This is a genomic window from Oceanobacillus aidingensis (assembly GCF_042654105.1).
Classification (GTDB): Bacteria; Bacillota; Bacilli; order Bacillales; family Amphibacillaceae; genus Oceanobacillus; species Oceanobacillus oncorhynchi.
Genome location: NZ_JBHSFT010000010.1, coordinates 52,117 through 74,671, shown reverse-complemented (window position 1 = coordinate 74,671; position 22,555 = coordinate 52,117). Strand labels below are relative to the sequence as shown.

At 38.0% G+C, this 22,555-nt stretch carries 21 protein-coding genes; 11 read left to right on the top strand and 10 right to left on the bottom strand.

What is annotated here, in order from left to right; translation table 11 throughout:
• Positions 1–60: 60 nt before the first annotated feature.
• From ACFO3P_RS07070 to ACFO3P_RS07055, 4 genes are read right to left on the bottom strand one after another with little or no spacing between them, the layout of a single operon-like run.
• Entirely contained in the window at positions 61–1,224 is a 1,164-nt protein-coding gene (locus ACFO3P_RS07070; protein WP_193064402.1) for a 2-methylaconitate cis-trans isomerase PrpF family protein, read from the bottom strand.
• A 17-nt stretch (positions 1,225–1,241) separates the two neighbouring features.
• The gene (locus ACFO3P_RS07065) at positions 1,242–1,685 is read right to left on the bottom strand and encodes a tripartite tricarboxylate transporter TctB family protein (RefSeq protein ID WP_042532376.1); all 444 of its coding nucleotides are present in this window, start codon (positions 1,683–1,685) and stop codon (positions 1,242–1,244) included.
• A 1-nt stretch (position 1,686) separates the two neighbouring features.
• The gene (locus ACFO3P_RS07060; RefSeq protein ID WP_193064400.1) at positions 1,687–3,171 is read right to left on the bottom strand and encodes a tripartite tricarboxylate transporter permease; all 1,485 of its coding nucleotides are present in this window, start codon (positions 3,169–3,171) and stop codon (positions 1,687–1,689) included.
• 14 nt (positions 3,172–3,185) lie between these two features.
• Positions 3,186–4,301, bottom strand: a complete 1,116-nt coding sequence (locus ACFO3P_RS07055) for a hypothetical protein (RefSeq protein ID WP_379542314.1) — start codon at positions 4,299–4,301, stop codon at positions 3,186–3,188.
• 156 nt (positions 4,302–4,457) lie between these two features.
• Here ACFO3P_RS07055 and ACFO3P_RS07050 point away from each other — a divergent pair, with 156 nt between their 5' ends.
• From ACFO3P_RS07050 to ACFO3P_RS07020, 7 genes are all read left to right on the top strand, one after another.
• A complete protein-coding gene (locus tag ACFO3P_RS07050) occupies positions 4,458–5,324 on the top strand; it encodes a LysR family transcriptional regulator (RefSeq protein WP_042532382.1) in 867 nt (288 codons plus the stop codon).
• Positions 5,325–5,416: 92 nt separating this feature from the next.
• Complete coding sequence (locus ACFO3P_RS07045; protein ID WP_042532384.1) at positions 5,417–6,484, top strand: isocitrate/isopropylmalate dehydrogenase family protein; 1,068 nt, start codon at positions 5,417–5,419, stop codon at positions 6,482–6,484.
• A 98-nt stretch (positions 6,485–6,582) separates the two neighbouring features.
• Positions 6,583–8,094 carry an FAD-dependent tricarballylate dehydrogenase TcuA gene (gene tcuA / locus ACFO3P_RS07040; protein WP_289584745.1) on the top strand — a complete coding sequence of 504 codons (1,512 nt, stop codon included), beginning with the start codon at positions 6,583–6,585 and terminating at the stop codon, positions 8,092–8,094.
• A 166-nt stretch (positions 8,095–8,260) separates the two neighbouring features.
• A complete protein-coding gene (locus ACFO3P_RS07035; protein ID WP_289584744.1) occupies positions 8,261–8,869 on the top strand; it encodes a PepSY domain-containing protein in 609 nt (202 codons plus the stop codon).
• 227 nt (positions 8,870–9,096) lie between these two features.
• Positions 9,097–9,381 carry a glutaredoxin family protein gene (locus ACFO3P_RS07030; RefSeq protein WP_042532390.1) on the top strand — a complete coding sequence of 95 codons (285 nt, stop codon included), beginning with the start codon at positions 9,097–9,099 and terminating at the stop codon, positions 9,379–9,381.
• A 213-nt stretch (positions 9,382–9,594) separates the two neighbouring features.
• Complete coding sequence (locus ACFO3P_RS07025) at positions 9,595–9,915, top strand: hypothetical protein (protein ID WP_042532392.1); 321 nt, start codon at positions 9,595–9,597, stop codon at positions 9,913–9,915.
• Positions 9,916–10,018: 103 nt separating this feature from the next.
• Positions 10,019–10,714, top strand: coding sequence for an alpha/beta hydrolase (locus ACFO3P_RS07020; RefSeq protein ID WP_379542313.1), 696 nt, complete (start codon positions 10,019–10,021; stop codon positions 10,712–10,714).
• Between the two features lie 46 nt (positions 10,715–10,760).
• On the opposite strand, the gene ACFO3P_RS07015 is transcribed toward ACFO3P_RS07020, so the two are convergent.
• Both ACFO3P_RS07015 and ACFO3P_RS07010 read right to left on the bottom strand, forming a co-directional pair.
• Positions 10,761–11,615, bottom strand: coding sequence for a DegV family protein (locus tag ACFO3P_RS07015; RefSeq protein ID WP_368901102.1), 855 nt, complete (start codon positions 11,613–11,615; stop codon positions 10,761–10,763).
• Between the two features lie 23 nt (positions 11,616–11,638).
• Entirely contained in the window at positions 11,639–12,550 is a 912-nt protein-coding gene (locus ACFO3P_RS07010; RefSeq protein ID WP_042532398.1) for a DMT family transporter, read from the bottom strand.
• A 582-nt stretch (positions 12,551–13,132) separates the two neighbouring features.
• Between ACFO3P_RS07010 and ACFO3P_RS07005 the strand changes: the two genes are divergently transcribed.
• A complete protein-coding gene (locus tag ACFO3P_RS07005) occupies positions 13,133–14,614 on the top strand; it encodes a degradosome RNA helicase CshA (protein ID WP_042532400.1) in 1,482 nt (493 codons plus the stop codon).
• Between the two features lie 233 nt (positions 14,615–14,847).
• On the opposite strand, the gene nagB is transcribed toward ACFO3P_RS07005, so the two are convergent.
• The 4 genes from nagB to ACFO3P_RS06985 form a co-directional block, all read right to left on the bottom strand.
• The gene (nagB, locus tag ACFO3P_RS07000; protein ID WP_042532402.1) at positions 14,848–15,579 is read right to left on the bottom strand and encodes a glucosamine-6-phosphate deaminase; all 732 of its coding nucleotides are present in this window, start codon (positions 15,577–15,579) and stop codon (positions 14,848–14,850) included.
• Positions 15,580–15,607: 28 nt separating this feature from the next.
• Positions 15,608–17,074: an N-acetylglucosamine-specific PTS transporter subunit IIBC gene (nagE, locus tag ACFO3P_RS06995; protein ID WP_042532404.1), complete on the bottom strand. Its 1,467-nt coding sequence runs from the start codon at positions 17,072–17,074 to the stop codon at positions 15,608–15,610.
• Between the two features lie 343 nt (positions 17,075–17,417).
• On the bottom strand, positions 17,418–18,173 hold the full coding sequence (locus tag ACFO3P_RS06990; protein WP_193064390.1) for a prepilin peptidase: 756 nt from the start codon (positions 18,171–18,173) through the stop codon (positions 17,418–17,420).
• 139 nt (positions 18,174–18,312) lie between these two features.
• Entirely contained in the window at positions 18,313–19,098 is a 786-nt protein-coding gene (locus ACFO3P_RS06985) for a rhomboid family intramembrane serine protease (protein ID WP_042532408.1), read from the bottom strand.
• A 131-nt stretch (positions 19,099–19,229) separates the two neighbouring features.
• On the opposite strand from ACFO3P_RS06985, the gene acpS reads away from it, so the two are divergent.
• The 3 genes from acpS to ACFO3P_RS06970 all read left to right on the top strand — a co-directional run bounded on the left by acpS (position 19,230) and on the right by ACFO3P_RS06970 (position 22,288).
• Positions 19,230–19,586: a holo-ACP synthase gene (acpS, locus tag ACFO3P_RS06980; RefSeq protein WP_193064389.1), complete on the top strand. Its 357-nt coding sequence runs from the start codon at positions 19,230–19,232 to the stop codon at positions 19,584–19,586.
• Between the two features lie 83 nt (positions 19,587–19,669).
• The gene (locus ACFO3P_RS06975) at positions 19,670–21,187 is read left to right on the top strand and encodes an NAD(P)H-hydrate dehydratase (protein WP_193064388.1); all 1,518 of its coding nucleotides are present in this window, start codon (positions 19,670–19,672) and stop codon (positions 21,185–21,187) included.
• A 63-nt stretch (positions 21,188–21,250) separates the two neighbouring features.
• Positions 21,251–22,288 (top strand): LolA family protein, encoded by a 1,038-nt coding sequence (locus ACFO3P_RS06970; RefSeq protein WP_042532414.1) that lies wholly within the window; start codon positions 21,251–21,253, stop codon positions 22,286–22,288.
• Positions 22,289–22,555: the final 267 nt, after the last annotated feature.

Here is a 22,555-nt window from a genome sequence, read left to right as displayed (position 1 = left end):
AAATGTGAGAGGTAAACGTTTGGATTTTTAATGAATGAAGAATTTTAGTTGGTAATATGACTAATAAATAGATTCTGTCTCATTCCAAAATAATTCTTTTGGCACATAAGCGTAGCCTTCCATCAAACGCCGGGAGGTTCTAGCTACAGCTGTTTTGTTAAATTGAACCAGTTGACCATTGTCTTTACAGTCGATAGAAAATTCCATAGACCCTGATGGATGGCCAATAATAACTTCATTATAATAAGGATTAGTACTGCATTCATAAACTATGGTTCCCGTCAATTTTGCAGCAGCTGCTGTACAGATTCCGCCAGTAACGGGAAATGTTTTATGCATTTTTTGCATAGACATTGCGCGAGCTGTTAAATGAATTGTTTGATGCTCTATGATATCTCCATGTATATTTGTGTATGTCTGTGACGGAGAAACCATAATAATTTTAGGACTTGATGGGGTTACCTTTGTCGCATCTTCCACACTTTCTACAAAACCTATTTTTTTAGCAGCGGATGAACGGATTATTTCCAAAGTATTCAGCTGCTTTGCTGTTAAATCAGTATGCATCTCTGTTCCAGTAAGGCCTAATTGCTCCGCTTGAATAAATACTGCTGGTGCAGCTATATCAACTATACTGACATTAAAATCTCCCGCTTTTGTATGAAGGATTTCTTTTCGATTACCTGTAGGAAAAAGCTTCCCAGTTTTTGCACCATCAGCATGAAGAAAATTTAAATCTATTTTTGCTCCTTTTCCTGGTACACCATCGATAGTATAGTCTCCTTCAGATACTGATTTTCCAGAGCTGACTGGAACACGAGCTTCAATTATCGTATTTGTATTTGTATTAAAAATCCTTACCTTTGTGTATGGTTTTTGTACAGCAACCAAACCTTCATCGACGGCGAAAGGCCCAACACCGCTTAAAATATTTCCACAGTTTGAATTATAGTCAATTTTCCCTGTTCCAATGCCAACCTGTCCAAATGTAAATTCGATATCTGCATCAGGTCTAGTAGAGACACTTATAATAGCCAGCTTACTAGTTAGTGAATCTGCTCCTCCTAATCCATCAATTTGTCTTTCATCTGTCCCGCCATAGATGGAAAGAATTACTCTGTCTCTAACTTCTGGGTCATCAGGCAAATCGTTTTTTAAGATAAAAACACCTTTGCTTGTTCCACCACGTATAATTACTGAACGTATTTTTTCATAATCTCTCATAAATCATTCTCCTTTGCTTAAAATCCAATTAAATTTGTCGGCCAATAAATATCAAGAGCTGAACTCAACAGGGAGACGCAAATAAGAACAAAAACTACAGAAATCCCGGCTGATAGCAGTTTCATTTTTGATTCGAAAATTAGGAATGTAAATAAGAATATAACTGTTGCTAACAATAATCCTCCGATAAAAATAAGTAATAAGTAACCAATCACCCATCCGATATATTTAAGCGGTTGTAATAAAGGAAGAATTGTTTGATTTTCCTCTTTTTTCTGTTGTTTATAGATTGTAAATACCTGAGCTATGAAATAAACAAACGTTAATATTACACCAGCAACAGAAATATAGAGAGGGAAAAATTGTGCTAATTTACTAAAGGTCAATGCTTCAATTAAAGTGAATGTAAATAAGGAAAAAAGAAATCCGCTAAAAATAAGATTAAGATAATCTTTGTTCATTTTATATTCCCCCTTTACTTTCAAATTTTTTACTAAAACGTTTCATGATTGTTCCTCCTGCAAGAAGAAGCACGATAATAATGGCAAGTGCAATGACTAGTGGATTTGTAAGCCATTCCCATCCGTACCTTTCAATGGATATCCAGTAATATCTTTCAGCAGGGAGGGCGAGCACAAAACCAATAAGTAATGGAGGACGCGGCCAATCTAAGATTGTCATAACGTAACCAAGTAAGCCGATAACAACAAATACAATCAAATCTCCCCATGACATCGTACTTTGGTAGGCACCTACCACTAATAAAACTAAAAGAAAGGGAACAATTTTTTCTCCTGGAACTAAACTGATTTTGGAGATAGGGCGAACTAACAACATACATAATAATGCACCGAAAATATTTGCAAATACGAGCGTCCATACAATAGATAAGGTTACAGGAAGATCGTCAGACAACATTTTCGGTCCTGCTTCCAGACCCATAAGTGTAAGCCCTCCCAGCAGGATTGCGGTAGTTCCACTGCCTGGTATACCGAAAAGTAATGTTGGGACAAGAGAGCCTCCTTCTTTAGCATTATTGGCACTTTCTGGAGCAATTACGCCTCGGATATCACCGCTGCCAAAATAATTATTTTTAACGGTTTTTTGCCCCGCACCATAAGCAATCCAGTCGACAACGCTACCGCCGAGTCCTGGGATAAATCCGATTAGAGCACCAATAACTGCACTGCGAAATACTAAAAATTTATTTTTCAGCGCATCCATAACTCCCTTTAGAATGCCGCTTTGCAATTTAGCGTGACTTGATACACTTCCTTTGTCTGTTAGCATTGTAATAAGAATCGGGAATGCAAAGATAGCCATTGCAACAACGGGTAAAGAAATCCCTTGTGTTAAATAAAGTGTATCCAATGTATATCTGTACTCAGGAACTGCCGGTGCGCTTCCTACAGCGCCAATAAGCAAACCAAGAATCCCGGAGATGATTCCTTTTATTGGTGATTTTCCTGCTAATAATCCTGCCATACTAAGGCCTAACATTGTCAGCATGAATAATTCGGGTGAGCTGAATGAGGTAATTAATGGTCTGGCAAAAGGAATTGTTAAATAAAGCGCAATTCCGCCAATAACACCTCCAATCATGGAGGAGAAAAAGGATGCGCCCATTGCTCTAGAAGCTTCTCCTTTTTTTGTTAATGGGTATCCATCCATAATGGTTGCTTGAGAACCCGAAGTCCCTGGTATACCAAATAGTATGGAAGGGAAGGTATCTCCTGTATGAATTACAGCAATCATTCCAATTAAAAGAGCCATTCCAACATATGGTTCCAGTCCGAAAACGAATGGAAGCAGTAAAGACATACCAACTGTTCCGCTTAAACCTGGCAGTAATCCAACAATGACTCCAATTCCAATACCTAAAAACATATAGATTAGTCTTGAAGGATCTAATACGATCATTAAAGCTTCGATTGCACTTTCAATCATGAAATTACTCCTTTCTATAGCTTATTAATGTCAATATCATAATGAAGTTGTAAATATTCAATGATCCATTTTTTGGTATCTGGTGAAATGGAGAAGGACTGTTCAATTTGATTATTTAATTCCTCTCCCACAAAGGCATCATACCCTTCAAGAATATCCTGTGATTCTTCTTCAAAGCTCGTATCTTCAATTAAATTTTCCATTCCTTGCTGCAGTATTTTTTGGGAATGGTTTGGTGCGTTTTTGTGTACCCAAATAACTTTGTTTAAGCTATAGGAAGCAGCCACGGTTTGCTTATAAGCTTCCCATGCTTCTCCGCTGGGTTCTGTTCCATAGATATCGATATAAATTTCTTCAATAGTAGGAAGCTCGGGAAATTGCGGATCTCTAATAAGATTCCCATCTTGATCCACTTGACCTAAACTATATAAAGGAACAGCATTTCCTTCTTCTACTAAATTTTCTACATTACTTTTATAGGCAGAAGTGGTTTGGTAATCAATATTGCTTTCTCCTTGTTCAAAAGCAACGCGTGATGGACCACGGCCTTCATAACCTAATACAGCTTTGACATCCATCTCTAAAACTTCAAAAGACAGCAGGGTTACCAAATCCAGCCCAGTTGGCGAAATGCCTGCATAATATAGTTCATTCTCTAAAGAAAGCAAGTTTTCCATTCCGTCCTTTGCAAGTTCCGGTTTTGTATAAACAATCCCCCCTGATGGAGCGCCTATTAATGGGGTGAAATCATCTAAATCATAATCTACAGAAGACTGCTCCAATATAAACGGAACGTGTGACGAGGCACTGGAGGTAAGAATATTGAATCCATTTGGTGAACGAGAATTAGCGTATTCATTCGTTCCGGTAATACTTGCACCTCCAGGAATATTTTCTACCTGGACTCGGGGCTCCCCTTCAATATGTTTGGCAAAGTAAGGTGTCATAAATCTAGCAAAAACATCTGTTCCTCCTCCAGCCTGAAAAGGAACAACAAACGAAATCGTTTCTCCATCATAAGAAGTACTTGCATTTTTATCATTCTCTGTTCCTGTTGCTTCCATGGTGTTACAGCCTATTAGCATGGCACTCATCAAGAGTAATAAGATATAAAAAAGATTTATTTTCAAAAGATTCATCCCTTTCCAAATAATAATTGTTTTTATAGTAAACGCTTTCAGAGAATAAGTAAAATAATGATATTTTATTTATCTTCATAAAAAAACTTGATAACCTATGATGTTTTCTACATAATGGGATTTAAATAAATCCAGAGGAGGAATAAGATGGAACAAAAAGATTGGATTTTATTGAAAACGCTTCATGAGGAAAAAAATATGACTCGTACAGCAGAAAAATTATATGTATCTCAACCATCTTTAAGTTATAGACTCAGAAATTTAGAAGGGAATTTAGGGGTAAGAATTTTTTTTAAAACAAAAAATGGAATAGAATTTACTTCTGAAGGAGAGTATTTAGTGAATTATTCTCGAGAAATGCTTAAACAGTTTCAGTTTGTGAAAGATACAATGAGTAATATGAAAGATGAGGTGTCTGGAACCCTGCGAATAGGCGTATCCAGTAATTTTGCCCAGTACTTGCTGCCAAGAGTATTGAAGGATTTTTCTAATAATTTTCCGAATGTTCGGTTTAATGTTAAAACTGGCTGGAGTACACAGGTTATTGAATTTCTTAATAATTCCAGTGTTCATGTAGGCATCTTAAGAAATATACGAGGATGGCATGGAGAAAAAATACTTTTAAAGAGAGAAGCGCTATATCTTATTTCTAAAGAAAAAATAAATATGGATTTTTTACCAGAATATCGCTTGATTAATTATAATACTGACAGCTCATTGAAAGAGAGCATTACAACCTGGTGGGCAGATCAGTTTTCAGAACCTGCGAATATTGAAATGGAAGTAGATCGGCTTGAAACATGTAAAGAAATGGTAAAAAATAATTTGGGTTTTGCTATTGTTCCCGGGATATGTTTGAAACAAGATGATGATTTATACCAGCAGGCAATTTATTTTAAAGATGGAACATTGGTTACAAGAGAAACTTGGCTTGTTTATAACCAATTATTTGAAAATTTGTCAGTAGTTAAGCATTTTGTAAACTATTTAAAACAATGGAATGAAGAAGATTAAATTTATTTATCGTCTTATTAAAGAAAAAAGTATTAGACGTTTATTAAAAGATAAATTATGTTAAAAGCCAAAGCGTGAAAAGGAGGAAAAGAATGACATTATATAAACTTGGTTTATTAGAAGGAGATGGAATTGGTCCAGAAATTGTCCATGCAACTGCTCGTGTAGTAAATGCAGCTATTAAAAAGCAGAAAGTTGAGATCAAATGGGTCCAGCTTCTAGTTGGTTGGAAAGGAATCCGGGAAGCAGGACACCCGCTCCCCGATGAGACGATTGCAGCTTTAAAGCAATGTCATGGATGGATTTTAGGGCCACACGATTCTGCATCTTATCCTGAAAGGTTTAAAGCAATGCGTAATCCTAGCGGTGAATTACGGCATCGATTTGATTTATTTGCGAATATTCGTCCGACAAAAACGTTCCCTGGCATTCATGGAGTAGTGAAGGAAGCGGACCTGATTATTTACAGAGAAAATACAGAAGGTTTTTACGTGGATCGGAATATGTTTCAAGGGGTAGGAGAGTTTCAGGTTACCCGGGATGTTGTACTTACTACAGGGGTCTTCACCAGGCAAGCTATTGAAAGAATTGCTCATGCTGCTTTTCAAAAAGCGATGCAACGAAAAAAAAAGGTGAGCATTGTTCACAAAGCAAATGTAATTCGTATGGGGTCAGGCATGTTTTTGGAAGTATGTAAAGAGGTTGCGAAGAATTATCCAGAGGTGCAAGTAGATGATTATCATATAGATGCAATGTGTGCCCATATTGTTCGGCGAATGTCAGACTTTGATATCATTGTGACGGAAAATATGTTTGGAGATATTCTATCTGACTTAACTGGTGAATTAATTGGAAGTTTAGGGCTTGCACCTTCTATTAATGCTAATAAGGATGTTGCCATGGCGCAAGCAGCTCATGGATCTGCGCCGGATATAGCAGGGAAAGATCTTGCTAATCCAATCGGGATGATGCTTTCTACTGCTCTTTTATTAGAATGGATGAGCAAAAGATTTGCTGATTCCAGATTAAAAAAGGCAGGAGTAATAATAGAAAAAAGTTTATATCAAACATTAGCTGATGGTGTAAAAACAAAAGATCTAGGAGGAAATAAAGGAACCGGAGCTTTCACAAATGAAGTATTGACAAGACTCAAGTCATAAAAAAATTTTATCAACTATACTAAAAAAACAGTATTTTATTTATCTTTTAAGAAGTATTATACTCAGTGTAAATTATAAATAATTTATGGGAGGACAATATGAATAGAAAAGATAACCAGAAATTCGATGTAGTTGTTGTAGGCACTGGAAATGCGGCACTTTGCTCAGCCATTGCTGCGAAGGAAAATGGAGTTAATGTTCTTGTTTTGGAGCGCGGACCCAAGGAGAAACGTGGTGGGAATTCTTTTTTTACAGATGGAGCAATACGTTTTGCTTATCAAGACAAACATGCGTTGAAATCAATTTTAACACAACTAACATCAGAAGAATTCGAAAAAATAAGTATACCAGAATATCAAGAAACTGATTTTCTTCAAGACATTATAGCAGTAACAGAAGGAAAAAGTGATCCCGAGCTATCTAAACAGTTAGTTGAAAAATCTTATGAGACAATTGAATGGATGAAGCAGCAAGGTGTAGGATTCGAACTGAATGAAAACCAGTCATTTGATAACAATGGCGTCCGTCAGTTTTGGGGAGGATTGCCAGTAAAAACATATCGTAAAGGTATCGGATTAGTTGAGGCTTTATTTCAAAAGCTGGAAATGCTTGAAGTAGAGATTCAATATGATTCAAGAGCTCTTCAACTAGAAATTGAAAATAATAAAGTAAGCGGTATCATTGTTGAAGAAAATGGGTTAAGAAAGAAAATTCCTGCAAAGGCTGTGGTCTTGGCATGCGGCGGCTTTGAAGCAAACAAGGAAAAACGTATGAAGTATCTGGGCGAAGAATGGGGGGCAGCGATTGTCCGTGGAAGTGAATTCAATACAGGTGATGGGCTGGACATGGCAATAGAAGCGGGCGCACAACCTTATGGTGATTGGTCAAGCTGTCATGCACATACCACAGATTTTCAAGCTCCAAAAGTTGGTGATTATAAAAAACCTGGTGATATTTATAAGAAATCCTCGTATCCTCTTGGCTTAATTGTAAACGCAAATGGAGAACGTTTTGTTGACGAAGGAGCAGATTTTAGAAATTATACTTATGCAAAATATGGAAAAGAAACACTTCGTCAACCAAAACAAAAGGCGTTTCAAGTATTTGATAATCAGGTACGTCCATTGTTAAGAACGGAATATAATCTAGAAGAAGCAACCTGTTTAAAAGCTGACTCGATAGAAGAATTGGCTGAAAAAATAGGTGTAGACAAAAATAAATTTTTAGAGACTATAAGAGATTATAATGACGCTGTACAGGATGGAGATTATAACCCGGCAATCAAAGATGGTAAGGGGACAAAAGGAATTACACCTCCGAAAAGCAACTGGGCTTTGTCTTTTCAACAAGCACCATTCTATGCTTATCCAGTTACTTGTGGAATTACCTTTACTTTTGGAGGCATTCAAGCCAATAAGCATAGCAAGGTATTAGACGAAAATCAAAATCCAATTCCGGGATTATTTGCTGCAGGGGAAATGATAGGCGGTCTATTTTATGGGAATTACCCTGGTGGTTCAGGTTTAATGTCTGGGGCTGTTTTTGGGAAACTAGCAGGAGAATCAGCAGCAAGCTATGCGGAGCAGTTTGATGAAGTAATCAGTAAATAAGCAGTTGATTTGATAACAACAAAGCTCATATCCAAATAACTGCAATTTCTATTTGAGGGTATTTTCCAAATAACTTATTTCTCATGAAATTCTAATCTTACTCAAAGGGTGTTGTCATTATTAACGGGTAAGATGTAGTTAATAAGAAATAAGGAGGAAAAAATAAATGAATAAAAAAATTGGAATGTTTGCAGGAGCGGTTGTATTAGCAGGAGTTGTCGGAACAGGAATTTACCATGCAGAAGCAGCAAGTTCAAACGAAGGAGAACCCCAAATTGTTGAAGCAGGCAGCTTAAACATGGAGGACGCAACGAAGAAATTGGAAGAGGAATATCAAGGTAAGGTTAAAGAAATGGAACTGGATCGAGAAGGAGATAAGTCCTTTTATGAAGCAGAAATTATTGTCGAAAACCAAGAATACGATGTGAAGATGGATGCTGAGTCAGGTGAAGTGGTTTATGAAGAAATAGACGATAAGGATAGACATGATGATGACAGAAATGATGATGATGTAAATCTGGAAGAGAACCAGCAGGACACAGCGGCAGCAAATGAAAACAATGATAATAAAGAGAATATCATAGCACAAGAAGAAGCAATTCAGATTGCAAAGCAGGAATTTGATGGAGACGTTACAGAAATGGAATTAGATTATGATGATGGCAGATATGTTTATGAACTGGAACTTGTTAATGGACAGCAAGAAGCAGATTTTGACATTCATGCTGAAACAGGAGATATTCTATCTTTAGAAATCGATTATGAAGATGATTGATAAAAAATAAATTTAAAATACAGGTGATAAAAAGGAGGGCGATTTTAGTCCTCTTTTTTGGCAGTTAAAAAAGTATAAACTTTCTTACTACATAAGTGTAACTAAGGTCGTCGCCTAAGGGCTTGGTAACAACCAAGTTTTCTAACGTAAAAGAGTTTCATATATGAGGAAAAAGGGTAATAAAAAATTGATAAATAATTAAGAAGGGATTGATTAGGAGGATTTGTATGAAGAAGGTTACATTATTTATCAGCGAAGGTAGTCAAGCATCGGAAAAGGTAAAAGCATTTCTAGATAAGAATGATGTTACTTATGAACTAAAAAACGTGACAGAAAATAAAATGTATTTAAAGGAATTACAGGAAATGAAGATTTTTGGGACACCGACTCTGTTTATTGATGGTAAGAAAATAGAGGGAAATCAAGAGAATAAAATTCTTTATGAATTAGGATTAGCTAATAATTTGAGTGAGGATGCTTATTTTTTTGAAAATGTGTCCAAAGATGGTTAAGGGCTATGCACGTATCAGCTTTCATTTGCATAAAATGGTAGTAATCTAAAACGTAAATGTAAAGGTTCAATGGTGATGAAAAGAGCCGAATCTACCATGGTCTTAGACGTTCAGGGAATGCCTCGAAAAAAACAACTACCATACAGTATATTTTATAATAGAAATTCCTTTTCCCGAAACGTCATTATAAAAAGGCAAAAGAAGGTGAGAAATGTGCAATATCGAAATTTCCCCCCTAATGGATTTAGTAGAAATAATCCTTATGCACCAGTTTCTTCAACTATTAACCAGCACAATGAAAGACAAGAGCTTACTCCATATGAATTATTTTCAAAACCAGAATTACCGACACAGTATTTAATGTCGCAGCAGCAAATCCAGTCACAGCCAGGTGCAGGCGCCGGCGGAACAAATGAAAATAACCCGTTTAATTTTGATACAATGATTAGCAAAGTAAGTCAGTTAGCAAGTACTTATCATCAAGTTTCCCCGATTGTGAAGCAATTTGGTACGTTTGTAAAAGGGTTCATGTAGGTATATATCAGCCCGATTTAGAAATGATAAGGTTAACCTCCTGCTCTGTGTATCACAGGAGGAGATTCCATTAAGTTTAATTTTATAAAGGGAGTAGAAAATCATGATAGGATGTTTAATTATTCATGGGTATACTGGAGGGCCCTATGAAGTGGAACCATTGGCAAATTATTTAAGAGACAGCACAGATTGGCATATTGAAGTGCCGACTTTGCCTGGTCACGGTACAGAATTAAATTTGAAAGATGCTTCGTATAAAAGATGGATTCAAGCAGCGGAAGAAGAACTTCAGAAACTGATTGACCAGTTTGATACCATTTATGTTATCGGATTTTCTATGGGCGGGATGATTGCTTCCTATTTAGCAGCTAAATATGATATTGCTAAGCTTGTCCTGCTCGCTACATCCGGTAAATATCTATCCTTAAAACAAATAAGCTTAGATGTTGCTGCAGTAGTTGGCGATGGAATACGCGGAACATTAAAAGAAAATGAATTATTCAATCACTATAAAAGGAAAATGGGCGTTGTGCCGCTAAAAGCGCACTTTGAATTTATGAAGCTGATCCGGTTTACCAGAAAATATCTGGATAAGGTGAATTCTCCAGTGCTAATTGCCCAAGGACAGCTTGATGGCATGGTTCCTTATAAAACAGCATATTATCTTGATAAAGAAATTCACTCTGAAAAAAAGGAAGTAGTCTTTTTTGAAAGATCCAAACATTTAATTTGCCTGGGGACTGATAAAGACACATTAAACAATATGGTCTATGATTTTCTGATGGAATCATCTGCATAAAAAATGCTGGGACAAACTCCCAGCATTTTTTTAGTGTTTTTAATAATTAATTTTTGAAGAAAGAAATAACTAGCGCACCTTCACCGCCGTATGTGGAAATAAGCGGTCCTGATTCTTCTATAATAGCATCGTAAAAAGCGTATTTGCTGCGGATTTTCTCAAGTACATTTATCGCTCTTTCTTTATCTCGGCAATAGGTCATCGTGATGATTTTATTCTCGGTATTTTGTGTGTATTCACCAATTTGATCAACGAATCGTTTTAAAGATTTCTTCTCACCGCGTACTTTTTCTGCAACATCAATAGCGCCTTCCTCTGTTGCCTTCATCAATACTTTTATATTTAACGTTTTTGCGATTTTCCCCTTTATTTTTTCTAAACGGCCGCCCAGAACAAGATTATCTAAACTTTTTAATACAAATAAAGTCGCAGTTTGTTCAATGCGTTCTTTTAAATGATGGACGAGATCTTCAAATGCGTACCCTTCCTCGATTTTCTTATTTGCTTCATGCATCAGCAGGCAGATACCGCAGGAAGCCGTCTTTGTATTAAGCACCTCAATAACACGCTCAGGCTCTTCTTCTAAGAGCATATTTTTTCCTGCCACAGCATTTGCGTAGGTGCTGCTTATTTCATTAGATATACTTAACATCAGAATCTGCTTTTCCGGCGGGATTTTTTTATATGCTTCATAAAAATCGGAAGGACTCGGAGCTGCTGAACGCGGAACCTCTCCTAATTCCTTTACTTTCTGATGAAATAATTCAATATCCATTGTTTGCCCGCTTTTGTACTGGCCGTCACTAAAATGAAGATATAACGGAACGATTTCTACATGGAGTTTGTTTTGTAAGAATAGAGGCAGATCAGCAGAGCTGTCTGTCATGAATTGAATTGTCATTGATTCACCTGCTTTAATGCGTATTATTTGTGATTCTTTGTTGAAATAGTAACTTTATTTTTTCGTGATGTACTAAGGATAAATAAAAATAATCCAAATACAATAATGGTTCCTCCGAGAAATTGGGCCCAGGTCGGCGTCTCATTCAAGATAAGAAAAGCAAGGATGCTGGCGCCAATGGGTTCAAACACAATTGCCATGGAAATGGTGGAAGTACTCAACCATTTCAGTGACCAATTAAAAAGAGAATGCCCCAAAAAGGTCGGTATGATTGCCAGGGCAATAAAAATCCACCAATGATTGGCAGGATAAGAGAAGAAACTCTCCTGCCGGATGAGATTAAACAGTGTTAGTATAACCGTACTGATACCATAGACAATAAATGTATAGGTAATTAAAGAAACATTTTTTCGTACATGCTGACCGGATAGAAAATAAATGGTGACAGCGATTGCTCCGAGTAATGCAAGCATGTCCCCGTAAATGACTTCTCCAGATAATTGAAAATCCCCTGAACCGATAATCAATCCGCCGAGTAAAACAATGAAGATGCTGATGATTGCACCAGATGAGAAACGCTCGCCGAAGATAAAGTAGGTCCCGATAAAAGCAAAAATCGGCTGAAGTGATATAAGTACAACGCTGCTGGCGACAGAAGTGTAATTGAGTGATTCAAACCACAAAATAAAATATAGCGCTAGAAAAATGCCGGCAAGAATGGAAAGCCACCAATTTTTTGTAGAAATTCGTTTAAACTCATGCTTGTAATGAAATAAAATAAAAGGCAATAAGAGTAAAACGGCAAATAAAAGACGATAGTTGGCGATAATAGAAGCAGGCGCTTCTATTGCAAGCCGGACAAGAATTGCTGATGTAGATATAGAAAAAACCCCAATGACAACTGCTGCTTTAGGGTTGAAGGCGGACTGACGCATGGTGATAACTCCCTTTTTACATGTTCAATACGATGTATTTTTTCTTCTTTGGTGTTATATAAGTGCAATGTGAAAACTGAATGCAAGCGCATGATAATTTTTTAGAACCTTCGTTGGAGAAGTGAGGAATCTTTAATGAAAAGAAACTGGGAATTCTTAGTGCATACGCATACATAACTAATTACATTTTATCATGATACGAAAAAAAAATCATTTTAATCTGTGTACTGGATATATGGTATATAAGTATGGTATGATTAAGAAAGCATTTTTTAGGGGCCTCTTACCTTATTGAATTGGTTATGCCTTTTTTGTACTTTAAACGTTGATAATGAATAAGCGCTAAAATACGTTATTCGTTTAATTGCTGATGTGGAGTGAAATGTTCATTCAATCAGCAATTTTTAGGTAGTAAATCAGTAATTGTATAAAATATTTGAAGCGGACTTGATTTCAAAAGACTTTGCTTCTTTCACCGGAGTATTGATGATTTTTACTGATTTGTATAATAAAATGAAAAGTATGAGAAACTCTTTATAAGGCCTCTTTTGCAATAAAAAACAAAAAGGAGTCGACGATTACGTGACTAAATTTAACGAACTAGGCGTTTCTGCGCCAATAATGAAAGCTTTAGAAGAAATGGGGTTTGAAGAAGCTACCCCGATTCAAGCAGAAACGATTCCATACGCGCTGGAAGGACACGATGTGATTGGACAAGCGCAAACAGGTACAGGGAAAACCGCAGCATTCGGTATCCCATTGATTAATAAAATCGATCCAAAACTGAAAAAGGTTCAGGGTTTGATCGTTGCACCGACACGTGAGCTGGCAATTCAGGTAGCGGAAGAAATTAACCGTCTATCTAAATTCAAGCGGATACGGGCACTTGCTATTTTCGGTGGTTCTCCAATGGACCGCCAAATTCGAGCATTAAAAGACGGCCCTCAAATCGTTGTAGCAACACCAGGACGATTAATGGATCATATGCGCCGCAAAACGATTCGTATTGATGAAGTGCATACAGCAGTTCTCGATGAAGCAGATGAAATGCTGAACATGGGCTTTATTGATGATATTCGCGAAATTTTAAAAGGTATTCCAGAAGATAGACAAACATTGCTTTTCTCTGCAACTATGCCGAAGGAAATTCGTGATATTGCGACAACGCTTATGAAAGAGCCAAAGGAAGTTAAAGTAAAAGCGAAAGAAATGACAGTAGAGAACATTGATCAATATTTTATTGAGATTCCAGAGAAGTTTAAGTTTGAAACACTAAATAACCATTTGGATATCAATTCTCCTGAATTGGCTATCGTTTTTGCAAGAACGAAAAAACGTGTAGATGAAATCACTGAAGGGCTTCAAGCAAGAGGTTATCGCGCGGAAGGAATCCATGGAGACTTAACACAGGGTAAGCGTATGTCTGTATTGAATAAATTTAAACAGGGACGGGTAGACGTTCTTGTGGCAACAGACGTAGCAGCCCGCGGACTGGATATTTCCGGTGTAACACATGTGTACAATTTTGATATCCCACAAGATCCGGAAAGCTATGTTCACCGTATTGGAAGAACTGGGCGAGCTGGTAAAACAGGGGAAGCTATCTCCTTCATCACACCAAGAGAAATGGCTCATCTCAGCCTGATTGAAAAAACAACAAAAAGTAAAATGAAGCGTCTGACGCCTCCTACTAACCAGGATGCGCGACGCGGACAACAGCAAGTAACCATTGATAAAATGAAAAAGGCGATCGATCAAAAAGATTTGAACCCTTATTATGAAGCGGCGAAAGAATTACTTGATGATCATGATTCCGTTACGGTTATTGCTGCTGCAATCAGCATGATGACAAAAGAAAGAAGAGATACACCTGTACGCATTTCCTCTGCTGCACCAATCAGTGTGAAAAAAGCGAAAGAGGATAACCGTCGTGGAAATAATAAAAAACGTTATTATGGCGGACGTGGCCAAGGTGGACGCAATCAAGGCGGAAGAAACCAGGGCGGCAGAAACCGCAAAAATAATAAAGGGAATTTCCAGCGTAAAAGAAGAGACGACCGTTAATTTAATATCTGTATAAAAAAACATGAGGCAACGTTCTTACAAGAACAATGCCTCATGTTTTTAACTTTGGTGATAAACTTTAGCTCTTAAGACGGAATAATCGCAGCCTTAATGTGTTATAAAGGAACGCGTGATTCCAGTCTTGAAAGAGTATCGCAACGTCAGTAAACAAGCGTAAAAAGAAGCATTCACTTGTCTTTTAGTGAATGCTTCTTTTTAAATAAGATGTTTTTTTATTCAGATAGCTCGGATAATGCATCCTGATCAGCGATAATCGTTACATTTGCATGCTTTTGTAAAATAGAAGCAGGGAAATCTTCTGTAACAGGTCCATTCACTAATTTATCTAACGCTTCTGCTTTTTGTGAACCAGAAACTAAGAGAATAATTTGTTTGGACTGCATAATCGTATCGATACCCATGGTAATAGCTTGTGTTGGTACATCATCGATGGAATCAAAGAAGCGAGCATTTGCTTGACGGGTGGATTCATCCAAGTCAATTACATGGGTTTGCATAGAAAATGGTGTTCCTGGTTCATTAAAACCGATATGTCCGTTTAAACCAATCCCTAAAATTTGAATATCAATGCCGTCAGCTTGTTTAATGGCCTTTTCATAGCTGTTGCATTCTTCCTGTAAATCATTTGCATCTCCATTTGGCAGGTTAACCTGTCCGCTATCAATATCAATATGATTGAACAGAAGATGATGCATATAATAGTAATAACTTTGATCATTTTCTTTGTTAAGTCCGACATACTCATCTAAATTGAAGGACGTCACATCTTTGAAAGAAACATTGCCTGCTTTGTGTTCTTTGATAATTTCTTCGTACAATCCTTCTGGTGTAGATCCAGTTGCTAAACCCAGCACACTGTTTGATTTCTCGTTTACTTGCTCTATCAGTTTTTTTGCTGCCAGCTGGCTCATCTCACTATAATTTTCTGCTCTGATAATATTCATTATGCTCCCCCTATAAGATAAATATAAATTATGATTTATCCTCATTATATAGTTTTTGCAATGCATCTGCCACTGCTTGTACCTGAGTTCCGACAATAATTTGCAAATTATTTTTACTTACTTGCTGAACACCGGGAACTCCTGTTTTCTTAATGCCATCCTGGTTTACTTTATCCATGTCCTGGATTTCCAGGCGCAGTCTGGTTGCGCAATTATCGATAGAATCAATATTTTCTTTTTTACCGAGATGTGTATAGATTGTTTCAGCCATTAATGTATGTTTGTCTTTAGCTTCATTGGCTGATTCAGGATTTGTAGTGGGTTCTTCAGCTAATTCATTATCATCCTGACGACCAGGCGTTTTCAAGTCTAATTTTACGATTAAAAAACGGAACAAGAAATAGTAAACAACAGCAAATGCAAGTCCTTGCAGGATGAGCATATAAGGCTGATTTGCCAATGGCAGCCGGAAGCTCAGGAAGTAGTCTACAAATCCTGCGCTAAACGTAAACCCTGCAGTCCATTGGAAGGCTGCTGCAATGAATAAGGACAGTCCGGTAAGTACAGCGTGAACAAAGTACAATACAGGGGCTAAGAACATAAAGGAAAATTCTAGCGGCTCTGTTACTCCTGTAAAGAATGAGGCAAAGCCAACTGCCATCAATAGTGATGCTGCTTGCTTACGCTGTTTTGTTCTTGCTGTATGATACATTGCAAGCGCAGCTGCTGGAAGACCAAACATCATAATCGGGAAAAATCCAGCCATGTATCTGCCTGTAACACCAGGTTCGCCATTGCCATCCCAAAAATTACCGATATCATTAATACCTGCTACATCAAACCAAAATACATTGTTCAATGCGTGGTGCAATCCCGTCGGTATTAATAAACGGTTAAAGAATCCGTATAGACCTGCGCCGGCAGCGCCTAAATTACTAATCATTGTTCCGAAGCTCACCAGCCAGCCATAAACAACCGGCCAAACAAAAAGAACAGCGATGGAAACGAGCAGCATAGTTGCCGCTGTTAAAATAGGTACAAGACGTTTCCCGCTGAAGAAAGCAAATGCGTCTGGCAATGAAACATGACTGAAGCGATTGTAAAGCGCTGCAGAAATAAGCCCGGCTAAAATTCCAATAAAAACATTTTCGATATTATCAAAAGCCATGTCTACCTGACTTAAATCAATCTGCAGTAAACTAGCGACGCTTTCTGATTCCAATACCTTCGTAATAACGAGATAGCCAACCAGCCCGCTGAGCGCTGCGGCTCCGTCCTTTGCTTTTGTCATTCCTATTGCGACCCCGACTGCGAAAAGAATAGCCAGGGAGGAAAGGATAGCATCCCCGCCGCTGATTAGAAAAGCAGCAAAACGGCTGTCAGCTTCAAAGAAACTGTCTATCCAATGACCAATTCCCATAAGAACCGCCGCTGCAGGTAATACAGCAACTGGTAACATCAGTGATTTACCAAGGTTCTGTAAATATTTCATCATAATTTGTATCCTCCTATAATAATATTTAATACAATTATAGACGAAAAGAATACAAATTGTACATACATTTTTGAGATAGAAAAATGAAATACTTATAATAAAACACCTTGAAAGTATAATTTTTAATATTTGTAATTACAAATATTATGAAGAATTGTGTGTATTATCAGTTATTTAAAGGGCGATATAAAATTAATAACTGAATTTGAATATCAATGATTGAATTTGTTTTATTTGTTATGAAAGTATTTAGATTTGTCCAGGTTGAGCGGGAATACGATTGTGTATTTGTATGAAATAATGATTCGTTTTATATTTATTCAAAACCAGCAGTTTTTTTACATCAGGTAAATAAATTCAAATACCAGTGAATCAGAATATCGCCTGAAAAATAAGAGAGCAGCGCGCCCAAAGCGATAAAAGGGCCAAAAGGAAATGGCTTATTCCGCTGAATGATACTGAAACGAAGTAAAACAATTCCAATTACTGCTCCAGAAATACAAGCCAGCAGAAAGGTTGTAATAATATGAGAGAAACCCAATACAACACCGAGTACGGCCATTAATTTCATATCTCCTGCTCCCATTGCTTCTTTATTCCATAAGATGACGATAAAAATAATCAAAAAACCAGTAAGAGCTCCTGCTACAGAGTCCCACCAAGGGTTTAGCGGTTCTATCAGCCGTACGAGAATAAAAGCAAAAAGGAAAAGAGCTAATAGCTTATTTGGAATGACCATATAATAGAGGTCAGTGATGATGATAAGAATTAATAGGGATATAAATAAAAGAGAGAGAAGCACTTCTGTAGGAGTGGCTGCATGCCAGTAACAAAGGGTAAAGAGAAAGCCTGTGGTAGCTTCTGTCAGCGGGTATAAATAAGAAATGGAATAGCGGCATTTTCTGCAGTGGCCTTTCAGAAGAAGATAAGACAGGATGGGGATATTATCGTACCATGCGAGCTGATAATGGCAGGCGGGACATTTGGAACGTTCATTGGAAAAAGAAATTTTTTGCGGGAGACGAATGCCGACAACCATAAAAAATGAACCAAAAATGGTGCCAAACAGGAAAAAGATGAATGAAGTATAGATTTCCATAAGAAACCTCCTTATTTAATTTTGAGGATAATTGCGAAGTGTTCTTATTATAGCATAAAGCCGGGCCCGTTTTATATTGTATTCATTTTTCACGAAATAAAAAGCTGGTTATGAAAAATTCACAACCAGCTCATTATTCTTATAAAATATTTGCCTGTCCTAATAGCCATAGAACAGCAATGATACCGACAATAATCCATAGCATATTTTTCCGGATAGCCTCTGGCATTTTCCGTTTTTTATTCCATCGATCCGGATCAAATTGCGGGCCGTCGTCATCATCTGCATACTTTCTTTTTCGCGGTCGGTTGCGCGACCAGGGGGAATAACTCTTTACGCCGGCTAAGAGAAGCGGAGCGTAGGTAAAACCGCTGAAAAAACCAAATAAATGTCCCAATATGCTAATGCCGCTTCGTAAAAATGTCATGGCCAACGCAATGGCTACAATGACACCAATGATTTGACTGCTGGATTGATCGATTAAATCTTTTCGGAAAAAGACCATATAAACATAGATTCCGAACAAACCGAAGATTGCTCCGGATGCGCCTAAATGAGCATAGGCAGGAGATTCAATAAAGTAAATAACAATATTTGCTGTCACAGCAGTGCCGATATAGGCTAAAATAAACTTGAATTTACCGAGCATTTGTTCAAGTGCAGGACCGAACAGCACGAGGGAAAAGGAATTAAACAGCATGTGCATGGCCCCGGCATGAAGAAAAATAGGGGTGAATAATCTCCACCATTCTCCTTCTCCAATCCAATAGTTGATTCCCACCCCATAATCTCTTATGTAAGTGCCAATTTGTAAATTTAAAAAATCAATAATAAACCACAGAAATATATTGATCCCGACAATGATGGTTACCACGGGATATAATTCAAAGAATTCTCTGATGCTCCGTTCTGTCCTAATAAACATATTGTGCCTCCCATAGCCAATGCTTTTAAATGAAATAAGTTGTCCTATATACTATAATAATAAGAAATAATACAGATTATGACCATTATAAAGGTGTTACTATAAATAGAAAAATTTTAGGAGCAGTGACCATGATACTTGGAATCGGTGTGGATATCGTTGAATTAGCAAGAATCAAACGATTACTTGAAAAAAATAATCGTTTTTTAGAACGTGTATTAACCAGCACAGAGATGGAACAAGCAGGGCAGTTAGCTCTTCATCGGCGCGTGGAGTATGCAGCAGGGCGTTTTGCTGCAAAGGAAGCTCTGGCTAAAGCAAATGGAACTGGGATTGGAAAACTGAGCTTTCAACAAATCGAAATTAGAAATCATGCCAATGGAGCGCCGGAAATGCAGGCAGAGGGGATGGAGGATATATCTATCCACGTGTCTATATCTCACAGCAGAGAGTATGCAGTAGCACAGGTTTTATTAGAAGAGAGATAGGATAAAGTAAAATGACAGCATTCTAAAAATGCATAATCGCATAGTTTGTCTCATATATTTTATTGCGGTAGGAGGGAACGAATTTGTATATTGTTACCGCGGAAGAAATGTACAAGATTGACCGAGAAACTATTCAAACGATGGGCCTTGATGGAAAGATACTCATGGAGAATGCAGGGAGAGAAGCGAGCAGAGAAATAAAAAAGCGGATAACTAAAGAAGATAAGACAGTTATTTTAATTGGCGGCGGAAATAATGGCGGAGACGGTTTTGTCATTGCCCGTGTGCTTGAAGAAGCAGGTTACGCTATCAAGGTGATCCAGGTTGCGCCGGACGAGAAAATTACAGGTGATGCAGCTCGCCATAAGAAGATTTATCGTCAATTTGGCGGCCAGGTGGCGGATTATAATGAAGGGACGGCAGATACAGTTCTTTCAGAGGCTGATGTGATTATTGATGCGATGCTTGGAATCGGTGTGCGCGGCGGATTAAGAGGCGATATCTTAACTGTAACGAGACAGGTGAATAAACAAGATGCGTATGTGATTTCCATCGATATACCAACTGGGCTGCCGGCAGAGGAAGGCTTCGCGGATTTTCAGGCTATTGAAGCAGATGCAACGATTATGATAGGAGCAGTAAAACAATCGGCTGTCTGTCAGCAAACGTCTTCCTATTATGGTGAATGGATTGTAGCGGATATTGGTTTTCCTGAAAAATTATTCCAAGCGCACACAAAAAAACGCTTGTGGACAACAGCAGATTTTCAGGAAGCTTTTCCAAAGCGGGGCGTCAATTCTCATAAAGGAGATCATGGAAAAGGGCTGATTATTGGTGGAAGTGAGCCGATGCCGGGATCCGTTCTGATGACAACAAAAGCAGCCTTGCGGACTGGAGCAGGGTTATTAACAACGGCTTCTGTGAAAAATGTAATTTCCATGATTGCTGGAAATAATCCGGAGGCTATGTATATTGGCGCATCCGAAACAGATGGCTGTATCACGGGAATCGATAACATTGACTTGTCTGGTTTTGATGCGATTGCTGTTGGCGTTGGTCTGGGCAGAAAAGAAGAAACGGCCAAAGGCATTTTTCCGGCATTGCTCAGGTATAAAGGACCAATCGTTATCGATGCAGATGGTCTTTTTCATCTGAGAGCCTATGCAGCAGATTTTAAGTTAAGACAGGCTCCGCTGATTTTAACACCTCACCCAGGTGAACTTGCTGCTTTAATGGATATATCTGTCTCGGACTTACTTATGGAGCCTTTCCGGCATAGTTCTGATTTTGCCAAGCGGTTGAACTGCTACCTTGTGTTAAAAGGAAAGCATACCATCATTACCGATCCGGATGGTAACCAGACCGTAGAATCAAGCGGGAACCCTGGACTTGCTAAAGGAGGCAGCGGGGATGTGCTGACCGGTATGATTTTAGCAACGGTGATGCAGAGCAAATCGATTTTTGCAGGAATAAATAACGCTTGCTTCTTGCACGGAAAATCTGCAGACTTATTAGTCCAAGAAGAACACTCGGAACAGGATTTGCTGGCGGGGGATGTGATTCAAGGCATTCCAAAGGCAATCCGTACATTTTCTTCATAAAACGGTGTGACGTACTGTTAACAAATCGTTCCCTTTGTTAAATGAGACAAGGGAGATATGCTGATGATAAATAGACGTTTTTTCAGTGTCGTTTTACTATTAGGTGCATTGAGTCTGGTGCTGGCAGCATGTGGAGAAAAAACGCAGGAAGATGTTGTGGAGGAATTGCAGGAGACAGTTGCCGATCTAGAGGGGTATAAAGCCACTGCGGATATGACGATGAATACAGGAGAGCAGGAACAAACATTTTTGATTGATATATGGTATCAGGCTGATGATCAATATCGTGTGAAGCTGGAAAATGAAGCTGAGCAGAATGAAAGTCAAGTCATTTTGAAAAATATGGATGGTGTTTTTGTATTAACGCCAGCTTTGGAAAAAAGTTTCAAATTCCAATCGGATTGGCCAGAGAATAGCAGTCAGCCATATTTGCTTCAATCACTGGTCAATGATGTATTAAACGATCCAGAAGCGCAATTTGAAACAACGGAAGACCATTATATTTTCCGGACGAAAACAAATTATCAAAGCAACAATAATTTACCGGCTCAAGAAATTTACTTTGACAAATCCAGTTATACACCAGCAATGGTCAATGTGTTAAATCAAGATGGGGAACCGCTGGTTAATGTCACTTTTCATGGTTTTGATTTAGATGCAACATTTGCAGAAGATGATTTTACGATGGAGAAGAACATGGAGCAGGAAACAGATGAGGAAAGTGCTGGTGCAGAAGAGGGAGCAGCTGTAGAAACAGCTGCGCAGGAAGTACGGGAGTTGTATCCTACGTTTACAGCTGGAGCAGAAATGGCGGATAAGCAAGAGGTTCCCCTGGAGGATGGAGAGCGAATTATTACAACCTTTGAGGGAGAGAAAAACTTTACACTTGTTCAGGAAATCAGAGAAACAGCTCCAGTGAGCTCAGCTCCAGAAGTAGTCAATGGAGATATTGTGAATCTGGGAGCTACTGTTGCTGGGTTGGAAGATAATGTTTTAAAATGGAGTTATCAGGGTGTTGATTATCAATTGGCAAGTACAGAGCTGACGAAGGAAGAAATGATTGAAGTAGCACAATCTGTCCAAGGACAGTTAACAAAATGATACGGTTAATACAAAAGCAGGCTCTCTGAAAACGGAGTCTGCTTTTGTATGTCCCATTTCCAGTTTAGAGGTATGATTTTAACATATTGGCATATAATTAATAGACAGGTATTTATTTCGTTGCATAAATCAGCTAAAGGATAAAAATCGAATGAAAAATTCAAGGCTTGGTGAACGTTCTTTCATTTTTGAACATAAAATGAAAATTTAATGAAGAAAAATATTGTTTAACGGAGTATTTTCCTCAGCGGCAGTCAGGAAGCCGGG

Coding starts and splice junctions, on each gene's coding strand:
- ACFO3P_RS07070 (WP_193064402.1), bottom strand. CDS start 1,224: ATGAGAGATTATGAAAAAATACGTTCAGTAATTATACGTGGTGGAACA.
- ACFO3P_RS07065 (WP_042532376.1), bottom strand. CDS start 1,685: ATGAACAAAGATTATCTTAATCTTATTTTTAGCGGATTTCTTTTTTCC.
- ACFO3P_RS07060 (WP_193064400.1), bottom strand. CDS start 3,171: ATGATTGAAAGTGCAATCGAAGCTTTAATGATCGTATTAGATCCTTCA.
- ACFO3P_RS07050 (WP_042532382.1), top strand. CDS start 4,458: ATGGAACAAAAAGATTGGATTTTATTGAAAACGCTTCATGAGGAAAAA.
- ACFO3P_RS07045 (WP_042532384.1), top strand. CDS start 5,417: ATGACATTATATAAACTTGGTTTATTAGAAGGAGATGGAATTGGTCCA.
- tcuA (WP_289584745.1), top strand. CDS start 6,583: ATGAATAGAAAAGATAACCAGAAATTCGATGTAGTTGTTGTAGGCACT.
- ACFO3P_RS07035 (WP_289584744.1), top strand. CDS start 8,261: ATGAATAAAAAAATTGGAATGTTTGCAGGAGCGGTTGTATTAGCAGGA.
- ACFO3P_RS07030 (WP_042532390.1), top strand. CDS start 9,097: ATGAAGAAGGTTACATTATTTATCAGCGAAGGTAGTCAAGCATCGGAA.
- ACFO3P_RS07020 (WP_379542313.1), top strand. CDS start 10,019: ATGATAGGATGTTTAATTATTCATGGGTATACTGGAGGGCCCTATGAA.
- ACFO3P_RS07015 (WP_368901102.1), bottom strand. CDS start 11,615: ATGACAATTCAATTCATGACAGACAGCTCTGCTGATCTGCCTCTATTC.
- ACFO3P_RS07010 (WP_042532398.1), bottom strand. CDS start 12,550: ATGCGTCAGTCCGCCTTCAACCCTAAAGCAGCAGTTGTCATTGGGGTT.
- nagB (WP_042532402.1), bottom strand. CDS start 15,579: ATGAATATTATCAGAGCAGAAAATTATAGTGAGATGAGCCAGCTGGCA.
- nagE (WP_042532404.1), bottom strand. CDS start 17,074: ATGATGAAATATTTACAGAACCTTGGTAAATCACTGATGTTACCAGTT.
- ACFO3P_RS06990 (WP_193064390.1), bottom strand. CDS start 18,173: ATGGAAATCTATACTTCATTCATCTTTTTCCTGTTTGGCACCATTTTT.
- ACFO3P_RS06985 (WP_042532408.1), bottom strand. CDS start 19,098: ATGTTTATTAGGACAGAACGGAGCATCAGAGAATTCTTTGAATTATAT.
- acpS (WP_193064389.1), top strand. CDS start 19,230: ATGATACTTGGAATCGGTGTGGATATCGTTGAATTAGCAAGAATCAAA.
- ACFO3P_RS06970 (WP_042532414.1), top strand. CDS start 21,251: ATGATAAATAGACGTTTTTTCAGTGTCGTTTTACTATTAGGTGCATTG.